We start from the raw sequence: 21,034 nt of genomic DNA, 5'->3' as shown, positions 1-21,034 counted from the left end.
CTTTAGTTTATATCGAAGTTTTGTGAAATAGTAAGTGCATTAAAAATGTGAGCAAGAAATTTTTCTTTGGTGGTGTTTACTTTCTGCTCTTCTTTCGGATTGGTATTGATTAGTTTTTCAACAAATGTATCATACCGGTTTCCGAAGATCCCCCCTTTTGACCAATGGTGTTTTTCGTCAAGAAACATCGCTCCTACATCTAATCTTTTCAGCTCTGTTTGATTGTCTGGAAATGCTTTGCTATCGAATAAAAATCTGCCTGGAGCTACTGAATTTCTAATCTGATAAAGCCAGCCAGGGATAAACCTCGCATCCTTAAAAGTATAGGCGAAAAGCTTGAAGTATTCATTGATATCTTTGCATTCTGCATCAGTAATAGCGCTGTACTGATTTAGTTTCTGGTTTTCACATTGTTTAATAAATCCTTTAATACCAGAATCATCAAAAGCAGCCCCGTTTTTACTTAAAGATATATGGGCTAAAGAAAAGAATGCACCTAATTTATTGACAAAGACCTCACCTGCTTTATTTTCCTTACCGACAAAATCGTCAAATGAAAAGTTGAAAGAGTTGTCTTTAAACTCTACAGCTTTATATAAGTAATCTGCTTTTGCACTATCAAATCCACGGGTACGGGTAAAGAAGTCATAAGCTGCACAGGCACATAGTAATTCTGTGATATGACATGGATTTCTTTGCTCACTTCCTCCGGTTGTCGTTTGATCCGGTGTATTATTTTCATCTATCTTTTTACTTTCTATTGGCCAGCCAATATGATATAATAGTTTATAGCACTTTTGTACAGTAGGATCACTCTGATAAAATTGTAATGCAGCCTGGCTATTTAATGGAAAGAAAGATGAATCTGCAATTACACTATTCGCTTTAGTTGATTTCTGTTTATCATCTGGTTTATTGAAGGTGAAATATTCGGTAAGTAAAGTAGAACCAAACTTTGCTTTAGCGAAATCTATACTTGAATTTCCATTGGAACGAATCTTCACGAAATCCTGAAGGGCTTTAGGGATCACAGGGATGGAAGAAGCCCCGGTTCCGCCAAATACAGATCCAAAAATAAAGACCCTGGCCGAAGCACCGCTTTTTTCAAGTTTCCCCATAAAAGAATCCAATTCCCGTTCCTGAGATTGTACTGTAGTTCCTTTCAGGATGTTCCTTGCCGCTTCCACAATTCCATGGTACATTAACATAGAGCCTAAGTGTGTTTGTGCGCGATAGCCATGAGCCAGATCAAATTCCTGTACAGAGCTCGTATCAAGAAATAAATCAGAGATCAGTTTATTAGCTTTCTGCTGTTCAGGTGTTCCGGTTGAAATCCTGGTGATGTTTTTATAATTCTCCCTGCCAGCGCTTGAATAATTTGTCCAGAACCGGTGCAGATTAAGCTTTGCGGAAAAGAATGTATTCGCATTAGGCGTCCCTCCCACATTTGTATCGGATGTTTTAATCCGGTTGTAGAGGTTAATAAGTTCTTCTACGCGGTCTTTGTTGCCATTATTTTGATCGGTGTCTAAGGTTAACACCTCTATTTCCTGGTTATCAAACATTCCGATACCACATAAGAGGGTAAAAGATTCCAGGCAGCGCATTCCAGTACCGCCGATGGCGATTACAAATAATTTATCCATTAAAATATTTTTTGGGAATTAAAACCAGTGACCAATTTTGCCGTTAGCAAATATTTTACTCAATAAAAAGCCTAAAAGGATGTATAAAATAAACCCGATAGCCGTTCCTATACTTAAAGCGTTTACATAATTGTTTAAAACCATCATGTTTGCATCTGGTTTAAATACAAAGTATCCGAGTAAAAAGCCCAATGCAGGATTTAAAATTGCCAGGATCCAGAACCAGGTTTTTCGGGATTGCGGGTCTTTAGGGTTACTTCCACCCTCAAATTTTATGGCATTTGCAATGATAGCTGCTAGCAGCAAAAAAATTAAAGCGGTAATGAGTGAGATTATGTAAGCTGATGTAGATTCCATTTGATGATTACGTTTAGTGTTAATTATTGTTGAGTTTTGATGTAGTAAGAGTAGATGATCTTATTTACTGGCTTAAGTTCTTGCAGGGTGTTTTTTATGGATTCGTACAAGGCTATATTAGGTACATGTTTTGCATTGACCCATTGAAATTTTGAGAGTTTTAAGTTGGCAAGATTAGGGACAGCAGTATTTAAAACGATATCGACTTTGACAATTCCATTTGGGTCCTGAATATTTTTCAGATTGAATCCGGGATGGAAAGAAACTCCAAATTCAACATTCTTATGGTCTTGTTTTCTGGTATTTTCAAACAGGAGTTTATTTAATATAAAAACCTCATTCACAGGGATTACCGGTTCAGGCTTGTAAAGCCACTGTTCTTTTAACTTTCCATCAGTATGATAACATGCCAATGCAAAGACATCATTTTCACTATCAGCAAACTTGTCCTGACCATCACTCCCTTTTGCTAATTTTGGCTTATGCTTCTTAACTTCAGCAGCTTTAGAGAAGTTCTCAAAATCAGCCTTGATCGCTGAAACTTTTACATCAAAATCTCCAAATGTATAGCTGTCATCATTGCTTAGATCAATGTATAGTTTTCTGAAGAAGTCATTGAATTGGTTCTGAGCAGCGTATGTGGTATGAAGCTGCGCTATTGTTTTCCAGTCTACGCCTAAAGGATAAAATTCAAAGTGATTTCCATTTTTAAGCCCATTGATATAGTTATCTTTTAAATCCAGTACATTTTTAGCGTTATCAGATTTACCGCTGGTATCGTAAAAAATTCCACCGGATTTCTCAACAGGATAGGCTGTGCGCAGTTTATACGATTTATTTGACAAGTCAAATCTTGTGGTTAATGCCCCCAGTTTAGATTCAAGTTTGGAAATCATACTGGATTCATTTGGATTGCCACAATTAAAGATGGTGAAGTAAAGGTGTTTAGCAACTGGACCTTCTTTATAATCAGCAATAAAGAAATGAATAGTATTTCCTTTTTCAAGCCATTTAGAGAAAGGTATTTTCAGGAAAGCAGTGTTCGTGACTTCACTGTTCTTTTGCCATTCTTCAAAGTCAGTAATCAGTAGTGCGTCATTATCTCCATCAACTATTTTTTCAACGGCAGACTGGATCGGAGCCCAGATATCTGCATATTGAGCAGGGTCACTTACCTGCTGCCCTAATTGCGTTGTATTGGTAATATTTAAAGGGGTTATTTTATTGGAGCCCAATTTGTAAACATCAAATTTTTGAGCCAGAACTGTATTGAAACAGTTAGTCATCATTTCTTTAATACCCGGATCTGCAAAGGCTTTATTGATCCCAGAAGAAAAATCTATGTATAAAGCCGGATTGCCACTTTTTGAATTGGCATTGTTTGGAGCGACAGTATTGTTATAGGCTTCAATCCGTTTGCCTAATTCCTGATCGTATGGGTTGAATTTTCCGTCCTCAAATGGATCGGCCGGTATAGCGGGCTTTTTATTATTGCAAGCAGCTGCTATTATTAATAGCCCGAATACTCCTGTAATCCTGACAAAACCCAGGGTCTTACCTATTTTCATAATTTATAATTTTAATAACTGTTATTAATTAGATCAATCACTTTATGTTATTGTTCAACTCTTCAAAAGTATCGAGGTCAAAAGTGTTTTTCTTACGGGAAACCGTAAGCAGATCAATTAATCAACAATCATTAACTGCCTTATAAACAGATAATTGGTTATTACACAGGGAGAAATATGGGTATGGGATAGGCGTTACTAATTCCGGAAGCTATAATATGTAATACTAAATTGAGACATTTCTACTGTTCCAATTTAGTATTACAAGTGTAAAACCTATGGTTTTAAGACTACTTTTACACAGTCTTCCTGCTTTTCATCAAAGATTTTATAACCGTGGGCGGCTTCACTCAGTGGTAAGGTGTGGGTAATAATATCATCAAGCACAACCTTCTCTTCTTTCACCAGTTCTATTAATTTATCAATATGGTTAAGTACTGGCGCCTGACCTTGTTTAATCGTTAGTCCTTTATCAAAGATCCGGAACAGTGGAAAATTGTCATATGGGCTTCCATAAACACCAAGGATAGAAACTGTTCCACTCCTGCGTACGGCTTCAAAGCACATTTCAAGCACTTTAATGCTACCTTTTTCAAAGTTTATCGTTGCCTTTACCTTATCCATAAATGTACGTTCAGGCTCAAAACCAACCGCGTCTATACAAACATCGGCGCCCCTGCCCTGAGTCATTTCACGGATGGCTGCGACTACATCAACTTTATGCGGATTCAAAATGTCCACGTTATTCACAGCCTTTGCTTTATCAAGACGATAATCTAAAGGATCGATGGCAATTACCCGGCTGGCACCATGTAACCAGGCTGCTTTCTGCGACATCAAACCTACCGGGCCAGATCCGAAAATAGCAACCACCTCACCACCTTTAAGCTGTGCCCAATCTACACCAGACCATCCGGTTGGAAAAATATCAGTCAAAAAAAGTGCTTGTTCATCTGTTATATTATCGGGGATAATCCTTGGACTAACATCGCCATAAGGAACACGTACGTATTCTGCTTGTCCACCAGAATAACCACCATACAAATCGGTATAACCAAATAACGCTGCTCCTTTTTGATCCATCATATCACCATTTGGCCCATAATGTTTGTAATTGGAATTCTCACAACTTGGTGATGCGCCATGGTTACAGAAAAAGCAATGTCCACAGGCAATGGGAAAGGGAACAATTACACGGTCACCTTTTTTCAGGTTCTTTACCTCGGCCCCTACTTCTTCCACAATGCCCATAAATTCATGGCCCATCACCATGTCGGTAGTTTGTGGAACGGCTCCGCTTAAAATGTGAAGGTCAGAGCCGCAAATGGCTGTAGAAGTAACTTTCAGGATGATATCTGTGGCAAGTTCAATCCGCGGATCGGCTACAGTTGTATAACTGATGTCACCTGGTTTGTGAAATACTGCTGCTTTCATAAGAATGATTTTAGTTTTCGAATAGGATGGCAACACGTCATATCAACGATTGTTTAGAGATTTTGAATTTTGCTAAACTATAAGCCAATCTGTGTGTTATAGAAAAAACAAAAAAAACTAACATCATGAAAAAAATAATTTATTCGCTTGCAATAGCTTCGGCTGCATTAGCATTTCAAAGTTGTAATAGTGGTACTAAAGATGCCAAAGAAACTGCTGACAGCCTTAATAAGACAAAAGACACTACTTCAAATGTAATGGCTACAGGTGGTATAGCCGTTGAACCATCCGATGCTGAATTTGCTACAAAAGCAGCTGTTGGCGGAATGGCAGAAGTTGAATTGGGTAAATTAGCCTTAACTAAAGCAACCAATGCACAGCTTAAAGAATTTGCTAAAATGATGGTGAGTGACCATGGCAAGGCTAATGAAGAACTGATGTTAATCGCTAAAAAGAAAAACATCACCTTACCTGCTGCTGTTGACGAGGATCATCAGAAAAAGATGAATGAACTCGATAAAAAATCTGGTAAAGACTTTGACAAAGCTTATGCTGAGGCAATGGTAGACGGACATAAAAAGACACTTAAATTGATGCAGGACGAAGCCAAAGATGGTAAGGATGCAGATATTAAAGCTTTTGCGTCCAAAACTACTCCTGTTGTTCAAACCCACCTGGATATGATCAATAAGATTCATGACAGCATGAAATAACCCAAACAGGCAGTACTATTCTGATAGTACTGCCTGCTTATAAACTGTGATGATTTTTTATATTAAGCCAAATTGCTCCAAATGGTGTTTAAAATGCTTACTGTGCCAGAACACCCATTCTTCATAATTCATGGCGCCGAATCCACCATGTATCACTGTCATTCCTGATTCCTTAAAATAATTATCAAAATCTTCCAGTTCTTTCAATAACTGATTAATAGCATTCTCCAAATCCGAATAAATTAATGGGTCGGGAACCCCTCCTGATATCGCATTTTTTGGTATCTCGAGATCAGCATAGATATAAGCTTGTTTAGCTGATTTTGCTTGCTCTTCAGGAACCTCACAGAATGGTTGTCTCTTCCCATTTGTATAAGATACCTGTTTAATCAGATGCTCTACCATTTGCTGTGGTTCCATTATACCCCATTGTGGTTTGTTCTCAGCATTTAGTGTCAGAAATAGCTTTGCTAAATTTTCCCGATTAGCGGTAACTGCCAGTTGATTCAAATTCATAATTGATATTTTTGCCTTTAAAAGCATTGATAAGTTAACTAAAGTTGACAGAAAAACAGGCAAAAAACAACCATAATCAGGCCAATCTTAAGGGCGATTTGCGACATAATTACAGCTTATTTTTAACTTACAATTTTGCTAAAAGCTTGTTAATTCTGAATACATAATGATAGTTGTCATATTTTATCAAATCATAATCAGTTTGAAAATTAGCATCTATAATATCAAAAGCTGGCTGGTCTTTAAAGCTTTTTTTAAGATTAACTAAGGATAGTAAATAAACTTCCCCATCCGCTCCATTGCTGAAATAGTAGCGAACTAACGGTTTGAAACCATTTTGTTTATTACCCGGCTGCTTGGTTTCGTAAATAACAATCCTGCCATTTTCCAATATTTTATATGGAGTACTGTAGCTCCTGTATAATCTGTAGTCACTCCCATGTTTATCTCTATAGCCATAGATACTATCTTTTGAGAATTCATGATTTTGTCCTTTATGACTAACGGTAAGTGTCTTCTCACCAAAAAAATCATTTAAACGGAGTTTATTATTTGTTGATAAGTCACCAGCAAGGTGTAACTGGTTGTTTTTATAATCAGCAGCAGTTAGATAAATTCCACTTTCAGGATCGGCTGCTATTGTATTCAGTGTTGTAGCCTGCACAAATAGATTTGATAAAAATAGGACAGGCAGGATCATTAAAAATTTTGAAGATTTCATATTTGAGTTTTTGATATGAAGTAAAAAACAGGGTTAATTGATTATTTTCAAGTGTAAATAATCAGAGTTTAAACAAGGAGAAATACTCGTTTAATATTTGGTGGGTATGCTCAAATTCTGTAAGTACAATTAAAAATATAAATAGGAACCTCACCGTGTATTGGAGGTGCATGAGTCGGATTATTAATTGATACACTCTCAATTCCTGTTAAAACTGGCGTACGATAGTAATTCCCAAAAGTTGATATAAACAGGTTGGTGAAATGCTTAACCTGGCTTGCAGATTGGCATGAAAGAATGTGAGTATCGTTTACTTGTAAATTATTTAATTGATTTTCACAGCAGCTCTCCTTTTCACTGTGTCTGCTATATTTTTCATTAACATCCTGCTGAACACTAAAAGAAACTTTGCTCAGTTGTCCACAGCAAGAAAACTCCTTTACACTAAAACCGAAACTGGTTGTAGTATATAAAAGTAACAGTAGTATGGACAGTGCTTTTTTCATTTCAACTATAAAATTATTGAAATCTGCTTAAACATGCACTATAACCACCTGATTTTATGCCATTTTATGACATTAATCTTTAAATACGCACTGGAGGCATATCTTACAGACAACGGTTATTAACCCTCAATTTCCTCCTGCTTTTTTTTAGGCAGACTGTTAAATATCAATTCATAAGAATGATCTATGATCTCACGCAATTGCTTTAAAGTGAGACGGCCATTCATATAAACGGTATTCCAGTGTTTTTTATTCATATGATAGCCTGGAATGATCTCTTCGTATTGTTCACGCAGAGTAATTGCACGTTCAGGGTCACATTTAGCATTAAAGCGATTTGCTTCGGTAAGGCCAACAAGCAAAAATATTTTCTCACCAACTTTAAAAACCAGGGTCTCTTCTCCAAAAGGAAGCCCCTCTGTTGATCCTGGTTTTGACAGACAATAATCTCTTAATTCTTCTATGTTCATATCTAAATTCAAATATGCTAATTCTATACAACTATTTTGCCTTTGTCAACATCATTTTGGCTGCAAGAGCAACTAAAACGCTAGCCATAACCCACTTTTGTACCCTGACCCATACTGGATTTGCACTAAACCAAATGGCAGCCTTTGCAGCAACTAGAATAACGGTAAGATTGACTAACATACTCACCAGCATCTGAAGAGAACCCAATTGAAAGCACTGTGCAACGATATGGCCAGCTTCTGGTCTGATAAACTGCGGGAACAGCGATAAATAAAAAACAGCCATCTTAGGATTCAATAAATTAGTTAGAAAGCCCATCGTAAATAGCTTGACAGGTCTATCATCGGGCAGGTTATTTTGTACAGCAAAAATTCCCGCATTACCTGGTTTTATAGCCTGCAACGCCAGATAAATTAAATATAAAGCCCCAGATACCTTCAGTGTTGTAAACAAGAAAGGTACTGCAATCAACACAGCGGTCAAACCATATGCAACCATAGTGATATGGAACAGAAATCCACAAACCACTCCTGAAAGTGAGGTTATTCCTGCTTTTTTCCCTTGTGTAATAGAACGTGAAATCAGGTAAATCATATTGGGTCCGGGTGTGATGGACATTGCAATAGCTGCAATAAGAAAGACTAATAGTTCCTTTTGTGCGATCATTGGAGTAAGAGATTTTTTGACTATTATTTGGATATAGCTGTTAATCTACATTATTAACGATGTTAAAGCAATTTATTTTTCAAACAAACCTGAATCACGTAAAATATAGTACGGTATACGTAATAAATTGGAATCATGGTCATACTTAAAGCTACGTTTACGATTCATAAAAATCAATATCCTGAATGACTAAGGAATTAAAAGAAACAACCAAATTATTTCAACCTGTTTTCCTAATCAGCTTTATCCCTGTTCTGTTACTATTCACTGTCCTGCTAGGTTATGGGATCAGAGAAAATGATCGCATAATTATGATATTATGTTTTACTATCATTACGCTCAATATTGTTGTATTGACTCTATTGCAAATCCCCAAATTGACGCTGGTCGTTGATCAGGATGGCATTCAATTTAAATATAGACCATACCATAGAAAAAGTATACACTATGCATGGGCAGAGATTAATACAATTGAGCTCATTAAATTTGATCCTGCCATGGAATTTAAAGGCTGGGGAAGAAAATTCAGTACACATTATGGAGTGGGTTATCTGACACTGGGCGGTAAGGGTATCCGCATTACTGATAAAAATGATAATTCAGTCACTTTAACCATTTCCAATGTTAAGTCTGCTGAACAGCTTATTTTGTTATACAGCCCATTTTAATCTGGATAACTCTTTTTTTACACAAAATCTCAGTAATCCTGATTTTAATCTATTCTGAAAAATTAGCGGTTTTAGAATGCATCAATTTCAAAAACTGGAAATAAATTATTAGCAGTACGAAAAACCTGTTGAAATATTTAATTCTTGTCAGTATTATTTAGCTAAAACAATTTTAAAACTCATGGCTTAACTATGAGTCTTTCCTGTCTTATTTGTATTAAATCCAGATAAAAGTATATTTGCCGGAAACCAATATAGATGAAGCTCAAACTTTTACTCTTATTCTCTACCCTTTTTCTTTTCGTATTCCCTTTTGTAACACAGGCTCAAAGCAGACAAAGTATACTGATTGGAAGTGTAACTGATAGTATTCATCAAAAGATAAGTTACGCCACTATACAAATCAAAAAACTCAACATAAAAACATCTTCAGATAAAACAGGTCATTTTCAGCTCAGGGGAATTGCTGCTGGAACTTATACTGTACGGATCTCTATGACAGGATTTGAAACTAACGAAACTCAGTTAGTGGTGAAAGCAAATGATACGTTAAAAGTTGCATTCATACTGAAAGATAAGAATTCTGATTTAAACGAAGTGATTGTATCCGCAAGCAGAAAAGCAGAATCCCTTGCACAAACACCATCTTCTGTAACCATATTAACTGCTAAAGACATCAATACGCAATCAGTAATCAGCCCGAACCTGGCTAATATACTGGCTTATAGTGTACCCGGACTTGGCGCAGCTACCAATCAAACAGGAAACTCTGGTCAGACTTTACGTGGAAGAGGTGTATTGGTATTGATTGATGGTGTCCCGCAATCTACTCCTTTGCGTGCAGGTGGCCGTGATATTCGCAGTATAGATCCTTCGGTAATTGAAAGAGTTGAAGTGATCAAAGGTGCGACTGCGATATATGGCAATGGTGCTGAGGGCGGGTTAATCAATTACATCACTAAAAAACCGGCATCTGGCAAAGTATTAGGTGGTTATTCGCAGCTTGGCCTGACGGGAAATACCAAAGGAGATAGTACACTGGGTTACTGTGTAGTACAACAATTTTATGGTAAAAGCCGTAAACTGGACTATATAGTGAGTGGTACTTATGAAAAAACAGGCGTTTTCAGAGATGCTAAAAACCAGGTAATTTCCCCGGACTATGGTTTAGGAGAAACAAAGACTTACAACGGATTTCTTAAAGTTGGTTATGATTTCTCTCCTAAACAAAGGTTAGAATTGATGTACAATTACTTCAGTTCCAGACAACACTCTGATTACGTTTTAAAAAATGGAATATATGGACAAGAACCAGCAATCGGGGTTCACGGTACACGTAAAGGAGAAGATGAAGGGACGCGCTATAACCACAATGCCAATCTTCAATATAGCAACAAGCAGGTATTTGGTCAAACAGACTTGCAAGCCAATGTATATTTACAAGACTTTTATACTATTTATTCCAATGTAGCTTCCTTTTATGAAGGTGGTCAATCAGCGATTAAATCTGTTAAAAAAGGTGCCAGGGTAAACTTGAATACCCCCCTTCCTATATCAGAAAATTTATTGATGCAACTGAATTATGGTGTCGATCTGATGAACGATAAAACGTCTCAGAATCTGACAGACGGCCGGGTTTGGGTACCAGATATGAATATGGTCAACGTTGCTCCCTACCTGCAAGCTACTGCCAATATTTTTAAAGATTTAACTATTAAAGGCGGTTTAAGAGTAGAAAATATCAATATCAAAGTAGATGATTTCAATACGCTGGCTACTGGCGCCAACAATGCCGGTAGTATTGCGGTTAAAGGTGGTACGCTTAATTATAATGCGCTGGTATTTAATGTGGGTGCAAGATATTCAGCAAGCAGGCTATTCAATCCTTTTATAAGTTACGCGCAGTCTTTTTCGGTATTCGAACTGGGCAGAGTGCTGCGTGCAGCTCAAAGTAATACACTTTCTCAATTACAGACCAAACCTATTATCGTAAACAATTACGAGGCTGGTTTTAGCAGTGCGCTGGGCCCGGTAAATATTAGTGCGGCTTACTATATCAGTACTTCTAAATTAGGTGCGAATTTACTGGAGGTCAACGGGGTTTATATTTCTCAAAGGATTCCTGAACGCGTTTGGGGCTATGAGTTCCAGGCAGATTATGCAGTGACCAGAGAACTTTCAGTGGGTGGAAATTACGCTTATGTAGAAGGAAAAGGTGATGTAGATGATGATGGAAAGTTTGATGGTGCGCAGGATGTTTATTTAAACACAACCCGCATCCCTCCTTCCAAATCCACACTTTACCTGAAATATTCTGGTATTAAAAACTTATCAATTGATGTGAACTGGATGAGAGTTGGAAACAGGGACCGTTTTAAACCGAATGCAACTACGGGTAAATATTTAATTGGGGAAGGCCCTGTAAAGGCTTATAACCTTTTTAACCTGGCCACGGTTTACCAGGCATCAAAAGCTTTAAAGCTTAGTCTTGGATTAGAAAACTTATTGAACAAAGCTTATTATCCAAGTATTTCCCAGTTTTATGGAAATAATTCTGTGTATACCAGGGGAAATGGACGTCGTTTTAATCTTGCAGCTGGTTATTCTTTCTAATGAAATTAAATAAAAAATTTAAACAGGCAGTTGGGCTGATCCATTTATGGTTAGGGCTTTTTACCGGAATTATCGTGGTGATTATCGGTATAACAGGTTGTATGTATGTTTTTGAGCAGGAGATCAGGGATTACCTGCAAAAAGATTATGCTTTTGTTCCGGTTCAACAGCAACAGCAGGCCGGCTTAGCTAAACTTTTAGAGGAATTTGAAAAAATTGCTCCCGGTCAAAAGGTTACTGGTATTGAAATTAATAATACTGCTCCCAATGCGACAGTGAGTTTGACAACTGGTAAACATCATGTTTATTACCTGAATCCTTACAATGGAAGCCTGGTTAAGAAAACGAAGCCAGATTTCTTAGTGACCGTTGAAGATATCCATACGTCTCTGCTTTTAGGAGATACGGGAAAATTTATCATCCGGTGGTCTGTAGTAATTTTTGTAATTATGCTGATTTCTGGTCTTATTTTATGGTTCCCTGGTCAGATGAGATTGATTAAACAAGCTGTTACGATTAAATGGGGAGCTTCTTTTAAAAGGGTCAATTACGATTTACACAATGTATTAGGATTTTATGCATCCGGTATTTTACTGGTGAGTGCCTTGTCAGGGCTTTATTTTGGTTTCAAAGAAGTAAAGACCGCAGTAAGTTTTTTTAGCGGATCAAAATTAACAGAAGGTGTAAAAGCAGCACCTGTCAGACAACCCGTAATTGCGGAAACTATTCCAGAACATTATGAGCGTATATACAGGCAGGCAATCGTACAATATCCAGGTGCTGTCCTGACCAATTTATCTATCCGTAAAGATGGCAATCTCAGGTTAAGGTTAAATTATCCTGCGGAATGGGCGCGAAAACGGAATACATTTTTTTATAGCCCGGAGAATGGACAATTGATCCGCTCTAAACTTTATAAAGATTTTAACCGGGCCGACTGGATTGAAGCTGGTAATTACAATCTGCATACCGGGCAAATGTTCGGTCTGTTTGGTAAGATCGTAGCGACGATAGTCAGTCTGATTGCGGCGGGTTTACCGATAACCGGTTTTATCATCTGGCTGAAAAGAGGGAAGAAAAAGAAACTTAAAAAGCAGAGGTCTTAAGACTCCTGCTTTTTGAGTTTTTATATTTTTAATCCCTGGAGAAAAGCTAGTTTAATAGCGAATGCATCCACAAACTCAGCATGCATTAAATCAACCGCTTTTCCTTCTTCTAATTCTTTATAAAGACTCAGTATTAAACGTTTACCCGGTGCACCAATAAGATAGTTATCAAAAAAACATTGAGCTTCTTCTTTTGAAGCAAAACAAAGCATAAAAGCTAAAGGAGTTAATGATTGAGCTGTATAACGATTAAACTTCGTTCCCTTATTCATCAAAAATTGTATGGTACTATTTATATCTTCAAAGAGATCGAAAATAGGGATTGCATAAGTTTTTATAACATCGATTACCTCTGCAATTGCTTTCTCCTGACTGATCCCCGAAACATTCCATGATTTCCACTCCTGAAAATGAGAAATATATCCAAATTGATTACTATAAATAATATCATTGCTATAAACATCATCGGTTTGCGCTTTCAGCCACTTTTTTAAGCGCCTGGAGGTGATTAGAATGTGTGGTAATAGTTTAACATAACCATTACTGTTTAAGGTACTGGACTGGAAACTAATTTCAAAAGTAAACTCTTTATGAATACTGATCTTTTTCAGACAAGCTCCCTTCTGACTGGCTTTGAATCCGAATCCGGCCAATCCATCATTAAGCTGGTTACATGCGGCTAAGAAGATATCCCTGGAACTCATATACTGTTATTTGCGACTTATTTCTGGGTGCGTAAGTTAGGATTATTATTCATCTTTTGAAGCTGAAAAAATGTCGATCATACTGCCATTTTTTCTCTAAACATGAAATTATTTCAGAACTGATACACAGCTATTCTATTAATATCATTCTGGCATGTTGTTGGAAAAGACACTTTAAAACAAGTTTTTTACGGACTGACATTTATGGAACCAGAAGAATATGAAGAAATATTTAGTCATTTAAATTTACCCAAGGAGGCTAAATTATGGCCTGGAGTATATATAAATGACGTTAGTAAATTCATTGAAAGTCATCTATTGACTTTAAAAGGTGCAGGCAGTCAAAGGCAAAAAGAATTACACGCCATGCGTCTTGACCGCCTGGTTGAGTTGATTAAAAACAATCAGCAGGAAGATTTAAAGCTCTAGCTTAGTGAAGTTATAGATTCAATATTAATTAAAACATTATTTTTCTTCAGGTGTTAAAATTAGAGTGTGTATATAAAGCACGCTATTCTTTGCTCATGACCAATCAATACCCTAAAGATCTTTACAAAATTATCACCTCAGTTATCTTATATACATTTGGCCTGGTTGTCCTGTTATGGTTTCTATACCAGATCATGAGCATATTTATACTCTTTATATTTGCAATTGTTCTTGGACTTATCATTAATCAGCCGGTAAGCAAGCTGGAAAAGAAAGGAATGAAACGGTGGCTGGCATCGCTCATTGTGTTAGGGATCATTTTTATCGTCTCTACCCTGCTGGGATTTTTAGTAGTGCCACATATCAGTGAACAGATAGATACATTAGTAGGCGATCTGCCGGGGTACTTTAATAGTATTTCTAATCATGTTACACATATCCTGAGAAAGTATCCTGAGCTGAACAAAGAGCTTCAGGGTGATGGAATGTCAATTTCAGAAGCTGTTCCTTCTTTAGGAAAGACAGTAATCGGGCTCAGCAGTATTTCCTTTAGTGTGCTTGGGGGGATATTTATGTTTATTGTGTTTTTATCAATGATTATCTTTTTCGTAGGGAATCCAAGACCTATTATCAATATGTACCTTTCGGTTTTCGAGCCGGAAAAACGTGGAAAAGCAGAAAGAGCATTACAGCATACTTCTATCATGCTGGGCGGCTGGATGAAATCCAATCTTATCGGCGGCGTAGTTCAGGCCGTACTGGTCTATATATTTTTAACGATTATGAACGTTCCGGGAGCATTGGTATGGGCGGCCTTAGCTTTCTTCTCCGAACTGATCCCAAAGATTGGCTTTTACATTATGGCCGTTCCTCCTACTCTTGTCGCGTTATCTATAAGCCCTGCTACTGCATTTTGGTGCTTGATATTCTTCTTATTATTGAATGAGCTGATTTCTGACTTTGTGATGCCAAAATTAAGGTCTTCGACCATGAATATACATCCGGTGTCCCTGCTTTTTCTACTACTGGCAATGACCACGGCCTTTGGCCTGATGGGTGCATTACTTGCTGCACCAATGGCTGCAATTATCAAAGCCTACTATGAAGAGTTTTATTTGCAGAGATTTCCTGATGATCCGGATATGGAACAAAGGATTGATAATATCCTTTATCAGCAATAAAAATAGAACAAATCAATTTAATAGATTTGTAAATGCATTGTGATAACTTCAAGCCAATTTTTGATTTCCTTCAACTATTCAAAGATATTACTGAGTGTGATCAGGAGTTGATCAGTCAGCAGCTGCAATTCCGCAAGATAACGGAAGGGGAAGTTTTATTACAGGAAGGTAAACTGGCAAAAGAATTATTCTTTGTCTGTAAAGGAATTTTGAAAATCGTTTCTTTCAATGAAAAGGGAAATCCAGTAATCCATTTTTTCATGAAAGAGCAACGGTTTTGCACGATCTTAAAGAGCCTTAATGATAGTATTCCCGCTAATGAAAGTATCATAGCAGCCTGTGATGCCGAATTAGTTGTAATAGCTAAAGACAAATTGCTTTATTTATATCATACTCTCCCCTATTTTAAGGGTTTAACTACCAATATTTTTCAACAAAGTTTGCTTGAAAAAATAAAAGTCCGTAATTCTTATATGGGCGAAGATGCCACGACACGCTATCAGAAATTTATTTCACAACAGCCCGACATCGCCCTAAGAGTTCCACTAAGTGATATAGCTTCTTATCTGGGTATTACCCAGCAATCTTTAAGCAGAATCCGGAAAAATATCCGGTAAGCTATTGCTTTTTACCATTTGGTAAATGCCTTGAAAAATACCCGGCTTACCTTTGTTATCATAAACATTGAATAAAAAAGATGGAACAGATAGCAACAGGTAAAGAGGTTTTACAAGGACAAAAAATTGTTATTATAGGTGGAAGTGCGGGCATTGGCCTGGCAACTGCAAAATCGGCTGCTGCCAAAAATGCGACAGTCATCATTATCTCCAGTAATCGACAGCGGATTAATAAGGCATTAGAAGAGTTGCCTGAAAGCGCAACCGGGTATGCGATTGATGTCACTGATGAAGCGCAAGTAAAAAGTATTTTTGAAAAAATAGGTTTTTTCGACCATCTTATATTTACTGCCGGTGAGCATCTGCAGCTTGGTGACTTAAAGGATACTTCTTTAGCCAGTGCGCATCAGTTCTTCGAAATCAGATATTGGGGAGCTTTTACAGCAGTAAAACATGCTTCACCTTATATTAGAAATTCGATTGTACTAACAAGTGGTATTGCAAGTAACCGTCCGGGTAAAGGCTGGTCATTGGGGGCAAGTATTTGTTCAGCGATGGAAGGTTTTACAAGAGCAATGGCCATAGAACTTGCACCAATCAGGGTAAATATAGTTTCACCGGGTGTAGTAAAAACAGATTTATGGTCTGATATGTCATTAGAAGAACGAGAAGGAATGTATAATCAGATTGGAGATTCACTACCAGTAAAACGAATTGGCAATGCTGATGATATTGCTAAAACCTATCTCTATTTAATGAAACAAGAATATGGAACAGGGCAAACAATCATTGTTGATGGTGGCGCATCGTTAGTTTAAATTGCCTCTTACTCTATGTAAAAAGGCCTGGCAAATTCTCTTTTGAGTTTTACCAGGCCTTTTGTATTCAACAGATTTTAATTATTTAGGCACTACAGGCGCAGGGATAGTTTTGAAAAATGAAGATTGAGTCATTTTAGAAACCAGATCACCAGTTGCTGAATAAGCAGACGCTCTTACTGAATATGTTTTGTCAAACGCAAGGTTCAGTTTGCTTAAGCTCAACAGTATGGAACCGCTGTAAACCTGAACATTCGGATAGTTGCTATCTTGTAAAATGTAACTTATAGAGTGGTTAACAACCTTAGCTGTTGAACTCGCATCATTACCAGACCATGAAGGAAAGGTTACTGTACTTACAACCGCAGTTCCGTCCAATATTTCTATTGTAAATTTCCCTACAGGAACTTTTGCCGTAGCACCGAAGTTCAATTGCAGAACTGTGGTTAGGCTAAAAGGACTGCTTTGCTGATAACCTAGGCTGCTCAATTGCAGATTAGGTAACTTTGGCTCAATACCAGCTATGTCTGCCTTTTTAGTGCAGGAAAACATAGTTAGTGCCAATAACGAAGTTAAAGCGATACTTATATATTTTTTCATTTGATTATATTATTAAATAATTAAGGTCTGATTAGAAAATGTATTTAGCGCCTAATAACAAGCTCCATGTAGTTCCTGAAGTTGCATTTTGATAAGGCTGGCTTACTAGTTTTCCATCAAACTGACGAAGGTTGTAAGAAGGTACTCCATTTGCATCAATACCAGTATAAGTAAGCGGGCTATTTGTTGTATTGAATTTTTTGATACCCCAGTTTCTATTTAATAAGTTAGGTAAGTTGATCACTACTGCACTTAACTGTAAAGTGTGTTTTGTGCCACCTGTATTGATATAGAAATCCTGAAGGATGTTTGCATCAACACGGTTATACCATGGAGAGAAAGCAGCATTTCTATCTGCGTACTCACCTCTGTGTTTGCTTAAGTATGGAGAATTATTGATGAACTGCTCTAAAGCGGCAGCTTGCTGCTGAGCAGTATAAGTGTAACCAATGCCATTAACAGTTGCAGTATATGAAGTAAAGTTTACATCTGAACCTCTTTTTGGAATGTACATCAAATCTGAAGATCCGTTACCATCACCGTTTAAATCACCGTTAACTATATAACTGAATGGGTTACTTCCTGCCTGACCTTCATAGAACAGACCAATTGTAGTTGCACCATGTTTCAGGTAGTTAAATTTGTAAGAAGCACTGGCAACGATACGATGAGGAACATAGTTACCTGAGTTTCTCAATTCAACATCGTTACTTGTTCCTACATTAGAAGTAATAGCCCAAACTTGTGCTGCTGTAGAACCAGCAGTCGAGAATGCTTCTTTTGATTTTGTGTAAGTATATGCTATGGAAGCATTAAAACCGTTAAAGAAGTTTTTAGTCAATTGTGCACTCAAAGCAGACGAATAACCCTGATTTGTATTTTCAAGAACAACTACAGTTCCGATATTAGGATAAATAGATCTGTCAGATGCCTGAACGGCATTGTTAGTACCAGTACCTACATAACGTACTCTTGAAAAATCACCTTCATTAAGCACACCTGTTGGTGTTTTAAGGTTTGCATTTCTCATTCGGGTTGCATTGATATCTTTTGTATAGATAGCTTCAAAAGTAGCAGCAAAACCATTTCCCAAGTTTTTCTCAATGGCTAAGTCAGCTCTGAAAACCTGAGGGAATTTGTAGTTCTTATCAATAACTACTGTAGAGTTCTGAAGAGCTGTTCCAGCAGTTTGAGGGAATAAGTTTGCATATTCAGAAGGATCAGCTTTTAAAGTAATGTTCTTTAATTGCTCTGCTGTTGCCACACCACCAAAGTTATACATGGCACTGTTACTTGGGCTATTGGTTAAGAATACATAAGGAATACGGCCTGTAAAGATCCCCATACCTCCACGGATCACTAATGATTTGTCTTCCAGTAAACTTGCTCTGAAACCAACTCTTGGAGAAAGTAAGATACTTGATTTTGGAAATTTACCAGTATTGTAATTGGTCATTTTTCCATTTGCATCAGGTAATTGTAAAGCTGTAATCTGAGGATTTTCTACTGGATCTTGCATGTAAATACCTTTATCAGCGCGTAAGCCGAAAGTCACTTTGAAGTTATCATTTACACTATATTCATCCTGAGCATATAAGCTGAAAGTACCTACTTTAAGGTCAGCAGAGAATACCTGATCAACACCTGGAATCAAAGATTGATTGTAAGTAAATTGAATCGGAGCTCTGTTGTTTAAGAAGTCACTTAATGAATTGTAGATGTAAGAACCAGCAGCACCAGGCATGAATGAGTTACCAATTTTTTGGAATTCATAGTTGATACCACCTGTTAAAGTGTGTTTACCTGCGTAGTAGGTGATGTTATCATATACACTTACTGTATTATCAATAACCTCATTGTATTTTGTATTCGGATCAGAACCTGCTGTAATATAGTTATCACCAGCACCATTAAAGATATCAATAGTTGGGAAAATACTACCTTTAGAAGTACGGGGATTATCATATTTCTTGAAAGTAAGTAATAACTGGTTAGATAATTTAGGGCTGATTGTGCTGTTTAATTCAGCAGTACCTGTGCTTACTTTGTTTAAGAAACCATAGTTGGAGTTCTCAAATCCCATAGATTTAAGCCCAAAACGGCCATTTGGCAAACCACCATTACCACGTGTCTGAGGTAGGCCATTAGCACCTGTATAAGTATAAGAACCACTGTTAGGTGTACCAGTAGAGTTAATAATCTGATCAGCAGTAGCATGTAAATAACTGTATTTAACGCTTAATTTGTTTTTATCATTGATATTCCAGTCTAATTTCAATAAGACTTTAGTATTCTTATTTTGGAATGCCGGGAAGTTATCATAAGAACCTGTTTCATAACCATAGTTATCTTTTAAGTACTTAGAAACAGCTTCTAAATCTGCAACTGGTGTCGCTGATTTATTACCTGCTGTACCTGTTGGAGAAAAACTAACGCCGGGGTTACTTGATACTTCTCTTTCAAAGTTGGTGAAGAAGAATAATTTGTTTTTGATAATCGGACCACCTAAAGTAAATCCATAAGTTTTGGTACTTGATTTAGCAACCGCAGCGCTGATATCGTTGTCACCAATTTTGGTTCCGTTAAAAGATTGATCTTTATAATAAGTATATCCGGAACCGTGGAAAGTGTTGGTTCCACTTTTAGTCGTTGCATATATTCCCGCACCTGTAAAACCAGATTGTTTTACGTCAAATGGTGCGATGTTAATCGAAAGCTCATCGTAAGCTTCAATAGAAATAGGCTGAGCTCCTCCACCTGGCAGTAAGTCTGAAGAAGTACCAAAAGTGTTGTTTAGATTTGCTCCGTCAACAGTAATGCTATTTGTACGGCTATCACGACCTGCAAAACTTGTTCCGTTTGATTGAGGTGTTAAACGTGTAAAGTCAGTAATACTTCTTGAAAAAGTTGGCAAAGTTGACAGCTGTTTAGAGCTGATGTTTGTACTTGCGCCTGATTTTGCAGTCACAATACGTTTTGTACTTTTAATAGATACAGCTTCTAACTGTACGCCACCCTCAGATAAAACCGCTTTAAGAATAAATGGCTGACCTAATTGAAGCACAATATCAGTAGTTGTGCTTTTGTTAAAGCCAATGTAGCTAACCTCAATAGTATAAGGTCCGCCAATACGCATACCTGGAATGTTAAACAAACCGTCTTTATTAGAAACTGCCGAATAAGATGTTCCCGATGGTACGTGAACTGCTTTAATCGATGCACCTGGAAGCGGCCCTTGTTTGGCATCTTTAACGCTCCCTGATACACTACTTGAAGTTACCTGTGCAAAGGCAACAGCTGTAGTAAAGAGGAAAAATAAAAAAATGAGTAAAGATTTTCTCATACTTGTTGTTTTTTGTTAGAAGTAAAATTTATTGTTTGTTTCGATATTTCGAGGCGCAAAAATAGATTATCCTGCCAATTCCAAGATTAAATTAATGTTAACAAATAACGATTTAGTGTGTATTTGATGAAATATGACTAAACGGTGTCATAGCACTGTATAAATTGGCTTCAAATGGGTTTAAAAGGATTAAATTATAAGAGGTCAGGTAGGATTATTAAAAAACAAACAGATTTAGAGTTTATAAAATCATCAATTAATGGTTAAAAACTGCTTTTATTACATATACGCACTCTACATTTGTTAACATTAACATAACATACAAGTCACTTATTTAAAGATCTTTAAGTATTAATC

General features: G+C 37.0%; 20 protein-coding genes. 8 read left to right on the top strand and 12 right to left on the bottom strand.

Annotated features, from left to right (window positions below; translation table 11 throughout):
* Positions 1-2 precede the first annotated feature (2 nt).
* From HDE70_RS07820 to HDE70_RS07805, 4 genes are all read right to left on the bottom strand, one after another.
* Positions 3-1,646 carry a hypothetical protein gene (locus tag HDE70_RS07820; RefSeq protein WP_183889200.1) on the bottom strand — a complete coding sequence of 548 codons (1,644 nt, stop codon included), beginning with the start codon at positions 1,644-1,646 and terminating at the stop codon, positions 3-5.
* A gap of 18 nt (positions 1,647-1,664) precedes the next feature.
* Entirely contained in the window at positions 1,665-2,003 is a 339-nt protein-coding gene (locus tag HDE70_RS07815; protein ID WP_183869582.1) for a hypothetical protein, read from the bottom strand.
* A gap of 23 nt (positions 2,004-2,026) precedes the next feature.
* Positions 2,027-3,571 (bottom strand): hypothetical protein, encoded by a 1,545-nt coding sequence (locus HDE70_RS07810; protein WP_183889198.1) that lies wholly within the window; start codon positions 3,569-3,571, stop codon positions 2,027-2,029.
* 276 nt (positions 3,572-3,847) lie between these two features.
* Positions 3,848-5,005 (bottom strand): zinc-dependent alcohol dehydrogenase, encoded by a 1,158-nt coding sequence (locus HDE70_RS07805; RefSeq protein ID WP_183889196.1) that lies wholly within the window; start codon positions 5,003-5,005, stop codon positions 3,848-3,850.
* Positions 5,006-5,130: 125 nt separating this feature from the next.
* Here HDE70_RS07805 and HDE70_RS07800 point away from each other — a divergent pair, with 125 nt between their 5' ends.
* A complete protein-coding gene (locus tag HDE70_RS07800) occupies positions 5,131-5,718 on the top strand; it encodes a DUF4142 domain-containing protein (protein ID WP_183869579.1) in 588 nt (195 codons plus the stop codon).
* A 57-nt stretch (positions 5,719-5,775) separates the two neighbouring features.
* Here the strand turns inward: HDE70_RS07800 and HDE70_RS07795 are convergent, their stop codons facing one another.
* From HDE70_RS07795 to HDE70_RS07775, 5 genes are all read right to left on the bottom strand, one after another.
* Complete coding sequence (locus HDE70_RS07795; RefSeq protein WP_183889194.1) at positions 5,776-6,234, bottom strand: DUF1569 domain-containing protein; 459 nt, start codon at positions 6,232-6,234, stop codon at positions 5,776-5,778.
* 127 nt (positions 6,235-6,361) lie between these two features.
* The gene (locus HDE70_RS07790) at positions 6,362-6,955 is read right to left on the bottom strand and encodes a hypothetical protein (protein ID WP_183889192.1); all 594 of its coding nucleotides are present in this window, start codon (positions 6,953-6,955) and stop codon (positions 6,362-6,364) included.
* Positions 6,956-7,065: 110 nt separating this feature from the next.
* Positions 7,066-7,461, bottom strand: coding sequence for an HYC_CC_PP family protein (locus HDE70_RS07785; RefSeq protein ID WP_183889190.1), 396 nt, complete (start codon positions 7,459-7,461; stop codon positions 7,066-7,068).
* A 119-nt stretch (positions 7,462-7,580) separates the two neighbouring features.
* The gene (locus HDE70_RS07780; RefSeq protein ID WP_183869576.1) at positions 7,581-7,931 is read right to left on the bottom strand and encodes an MmcQ/YjbR family DNA-binding protein; all 351 of its coding nucleotides are present in this window, start codon (positions 7,929-7,931) and stop codon (positions 7,581-7,583) included.
* 31 nt (positions 7,932-7,962) lie between these two features.
* Positions 7,963-8,598 carry a LysE family translocator gene (locus HDE70_RS07775; protein ID WP_183889188.1) on the bottom strand — a complete coding sequence of 212 codons (636 nt, stop codon included), beginning with the start codon at positions 8,596-8,598 and terminating at the stop codon, positions 7,963-7,965.
* 185 nt (positions 8,599-8,783) lie between these two features.
* Here HDE70_RS07775 and HDE70_RS07770 point away from each other — a divergent pair, with 185 nt between their 5' ends.
* The 3 genes from HDE70_RS07770 to HDE70_RS07760 all read left to right on the top strand — a co-directional run bounded on the left by HDE70_RS07770 (position 8,784) and on the right by HDE70_RS07760 (position 12,985).
* Positions 8,784-9,266, top strand: coding sequence for a hypothetical protein (locus HDE70_RS07770; protein WP_183869574.1), 483 nt, complete (start codon positions 8,784-8,786; stop codon positions 9,264-9,266).
* Positions 9,267-9,524: 258 nt separating this feature from the next.
* Positions 9,525-11,879 carry a TonB-dependent receptor gene (locus HDE70_RS07765; RefSeq protein WP_183889186.1) on the top strand — a complete coding sequence of 785 codons (2,355 nt, stop codon included), beginning with the start codon at positions 9,525-9,527 and terminating at the stop codon, positions 11,877-11,879.
* Positions 11,879-12,985 carry a PepSY-associated TM helix domain-containing protein gene (locus HDE70_RS07760; protein ID WP_183889184.1) on the top strand — a complete coding sequence of 369 codons (1,107 nt, stop codon included), beginning with the start codon at positions 11,879-11,881 and terminating at the stop codon, positions 12,983-12,985. Before HDE70_RS07765 ends, HDE70_RS07760 begins: the two co-directional genes overlap by 1 nt.
* A gap of 20 nt (positions 12,986-13,005) precedes the next feature.
* On the opposite strand, the gene HDE70_RS07755 is transcribed toward HDE70_RS07760, so the two are convergent.
* Positions 13,006-13,689 (bottom strand): hypothetical protein, encoded by a 684-nt coding sequence (locus HDE70_RS07755; protein WP_183889182.1) that lies wholly within the window; start codon positions 13,687-13,689, stop codon positions 13,006-13,008.
* 204 nt (positions 13,690-13,893) lie between these two features.
* Here HDE70_RS07755 and HDE70_RS07750 point away from each other — a divergent pair, with 204 nt between their 5' ends.
* The 4 genes from HDE70_RS07750 (at position 13,894) to HDE70_RS07735 (ending at position 16,734) form a co-directional block, all read left to right on the top strand.
* Entirely contained in the window at positions 13,894-14,118 is a 225-nt protein-coding gene (locus tag HDE70_RS07750) for a DUF6965 family protein (protein ID WP_183869570.1), read from the top strand.
* A 95-nt stretch (positions 14,119-14,213) separates the two neighbouring features.
* The gene (locus HDE70_RS07745) at positions 14,214-15,299 is read left to right on the top strand and encodes an AI-2E family transporter (protein WP_183869569.1); all 1,086 of its coding nucleotides are present in this window, start codon (positions 14,214-14,216) and stop codon (positions 15,297-15,299) included.
* 32 nt (positions 15,300-15,331) lie between these two features.
* Positions 15,332-15,916, top strand: coding sequence for a Crp/Fnr family transcriptional regulator (locus HDE70_RS07740; protein ID WP_183889180.1), 585 nt, complete (start codon positions 15,332-15,334; stop codon positions 15,914-15,916).
* A gap of 80 nt (positions 15,917-15,996) precedes the next feature.
* Positions 15,997-16,734 carry an SDR family oxidoreductase gene (locus tag HDE70_RS07735; protein ID WP_183889178.1) on the top strand — a complete coding sequence of 246 codons (738 nt, stop codon included), beginning with the start codon at positions 15,997-15,999 and terminating at the stop codon, positions 16,732-16,734.
* An 81-nt stretch (positions 16,735-16,815) separates the two neighbouring features.
* Here HDE70_RS07735 and HDE70_RS07730 read toward each other — a convergent pair whose 3' ends face one another.
* Together HDE70_RS07730 and HDE70_RS07725 are read right to left on the bottom strand one after the other, a co-directional pair.
* Positions 16,816-17,334 (bottom strand): hypothetical protein, encoded by a 519-nt coding sequence (locus HDE70_RS07730; protein ID WP_183869566.1) that lies wholly within the window; start codon positions 17,332-17,334, stop codon positions 16,816-16,818.
* A 31-nt stretch (positions 17,335-17,365) separates the two neighbouring features.
* Entirely contained in the window at positions 17,366-20,677 is a 3,312-nt protein-coding gene (locus tag HDE70_RS07725) for a TonB-dependent receptor (protein WP_183889176.1), read from the bottom strand.
* Positions 20,678-21,034 lie beyond the last annotated feature (357 nt).

Origin of the sequence: Pedobacter cryoconitis (assembly GCF_014200595.1) — a bacterium.
GTDB classification, from domain to species: domain Bacteria; phylum Bacteroidota; class Bacteroidia; order Sphingobacteriales; family Sphingobacteriaceae; genus Pedobacter; species Pedobacter cryoconitis_C.
The sequence above is the reverse complement of the archived record's forward strand: the minus strand, read 5'-3'. Positions and strand labels throughout refer to the sequence as shown.

Excerpts from the sequence above, each read along its gene's own strand:
- HDE70_RS07820 (WP_183889200.1), bottom strand. The coding sequence starts at position 1,646 with ATGGATAAATTATTTGTAATCGCCATCGGCGGTACTGGAATGCGCTGC.
- HDE70_RS07815 (WP_183869582.1), bottom strand. The coding sequence starts at position 2,003 with ATGGAATCTACATCAGCTTACATAATCTCACTCATTACCGCTTTAATT.
- HDE70_RS07810 (WP_183889198.1), bottom strand. The coding sequence starts at position 3,571 with ATGAAAATAGGTAAGACCCTGGGTTTTGTCAGGATTACAGGAGTATTC.
- HDE70_RS07805 (WP_183889196.1), bottom strand. The coding sequence starts at position 5,005 with ATGAAAGCAGCAGTATTTCACAAACCAGGTGACATCAGTTATACAACT.
- HDE70_RS07800 (WP_183869579.1), top strand. The coding sequence starts at position 5,131 with ATGAAAAAAATAATTTATTCGCTTGCAATAGCTTCGGCTGCATTAGCA.
- HDE70_RS07795 (WP_183889194.1), bottom strand. The coding sequence starts at position 6,234 with ATGAATTTGAATCAACTGGCAGTTACCGCTAATCGGGAAAATTTAGCA.
- HDE70_RS07790 (WP_183889192.1), bottom strand. The coding sequence starts at position 6,955 with ATGAAATCTTCAAAATTTTTAATGATCCTGCCTGTCCTATTTTTATCA.
- HDE70_RS07785 (WP_183889190.1), bottom strand. The coding sequence starts at position 7,461 with ATGAAAAAAGCACTGTCCATACTACTGTTACTTTTATATACTACAACC.
- HDE70_RS07780 (WP_183869576.1), bottom strand. The coding sequence starts at position 7,931 with ATGAACATAGAAGAATTAAGAGATTATTGTCTGTCAAAACCAGGATCA.
- HDE70_RS07775 (WP_183889188.1), bottom strand. The coding sequence starts at position 8,598 with ATGATCGCACAAAAGGAACTATTAGTCTTTCTTATTGCAGCTATTGCA.
- HDE70_RS07770 (WP_183869574.1), top strand. The coding sequence starts at position 8,784 with ATGACTAAGGAATTAAAAGAAACAACCAAATTATTTCAACCTGTTTTC.
- HDE70_RS07765 (WP_183889186.1), top strand. The coding sequence starts at position 9,525 with ATGAAGCTCAAACTTTTACTCTTATTCTCTACCCTTTTTCTTTTCGTA.
- HDE70_RS07760 (WP_183889184.1), top strand. The coding sequence starts at position 11,879 with ATGAAATTAAATAAAAAATTTAAACAGGCAGTTGGGCTGATCCATTTA.
- HDE70_RS07755 (WP_183889182.1), bottom strand. The coding sequence starts at position 13,689 with ATGAGTTCCAGGGATATCTTCTTAGCCGCATGTAACCAGCTTAATGAT.
- HDE70_RS07750 (WP_183869570.1), top strand. The coding sequence starts at position 13,894 with ATGGAACCAGAAGAATATGAAGAAATATTTAGTCATTTAAATTTACCC.
- HDE70_RS07745 (WP_183869569.1), top strand. The coding sequence starts at position 14,214 with ATGACCAATCAATACCCTAAAGATCTTTACAAAATTATCACCTCAGTT.
- HDE70_RS07740 (WP_183889180.1), top strand. The coding sequence starts at position 15,332 with ATGCATTGTGATAACTTCAAGCCAATTTTTGATTTCCTTCAACTATTC.
- HDE70_RS07735 (WP_183889178.1), top strand. The coding sequence starts at position 15,997 with ATGGAACAGATAGCAACAGGTAAAGAGGTTTTACAAGGACAAAAAATT.
- HDE70_RS07730 (WP_183869566.1), bottom strand. The coding sequence starts at position 17,334 with ATGAAAAAATATATAAGTATCGCTTTAACTTCGTTATTGGCACTAACT.
- HDE70_RS07725 (WP_183889176.1), bottom strand. The coding sequence starts at position 20,677 with ATGAGAAAATCTTTACTCATTTTTTTATTTTTCCTCTTTACTACAGCT.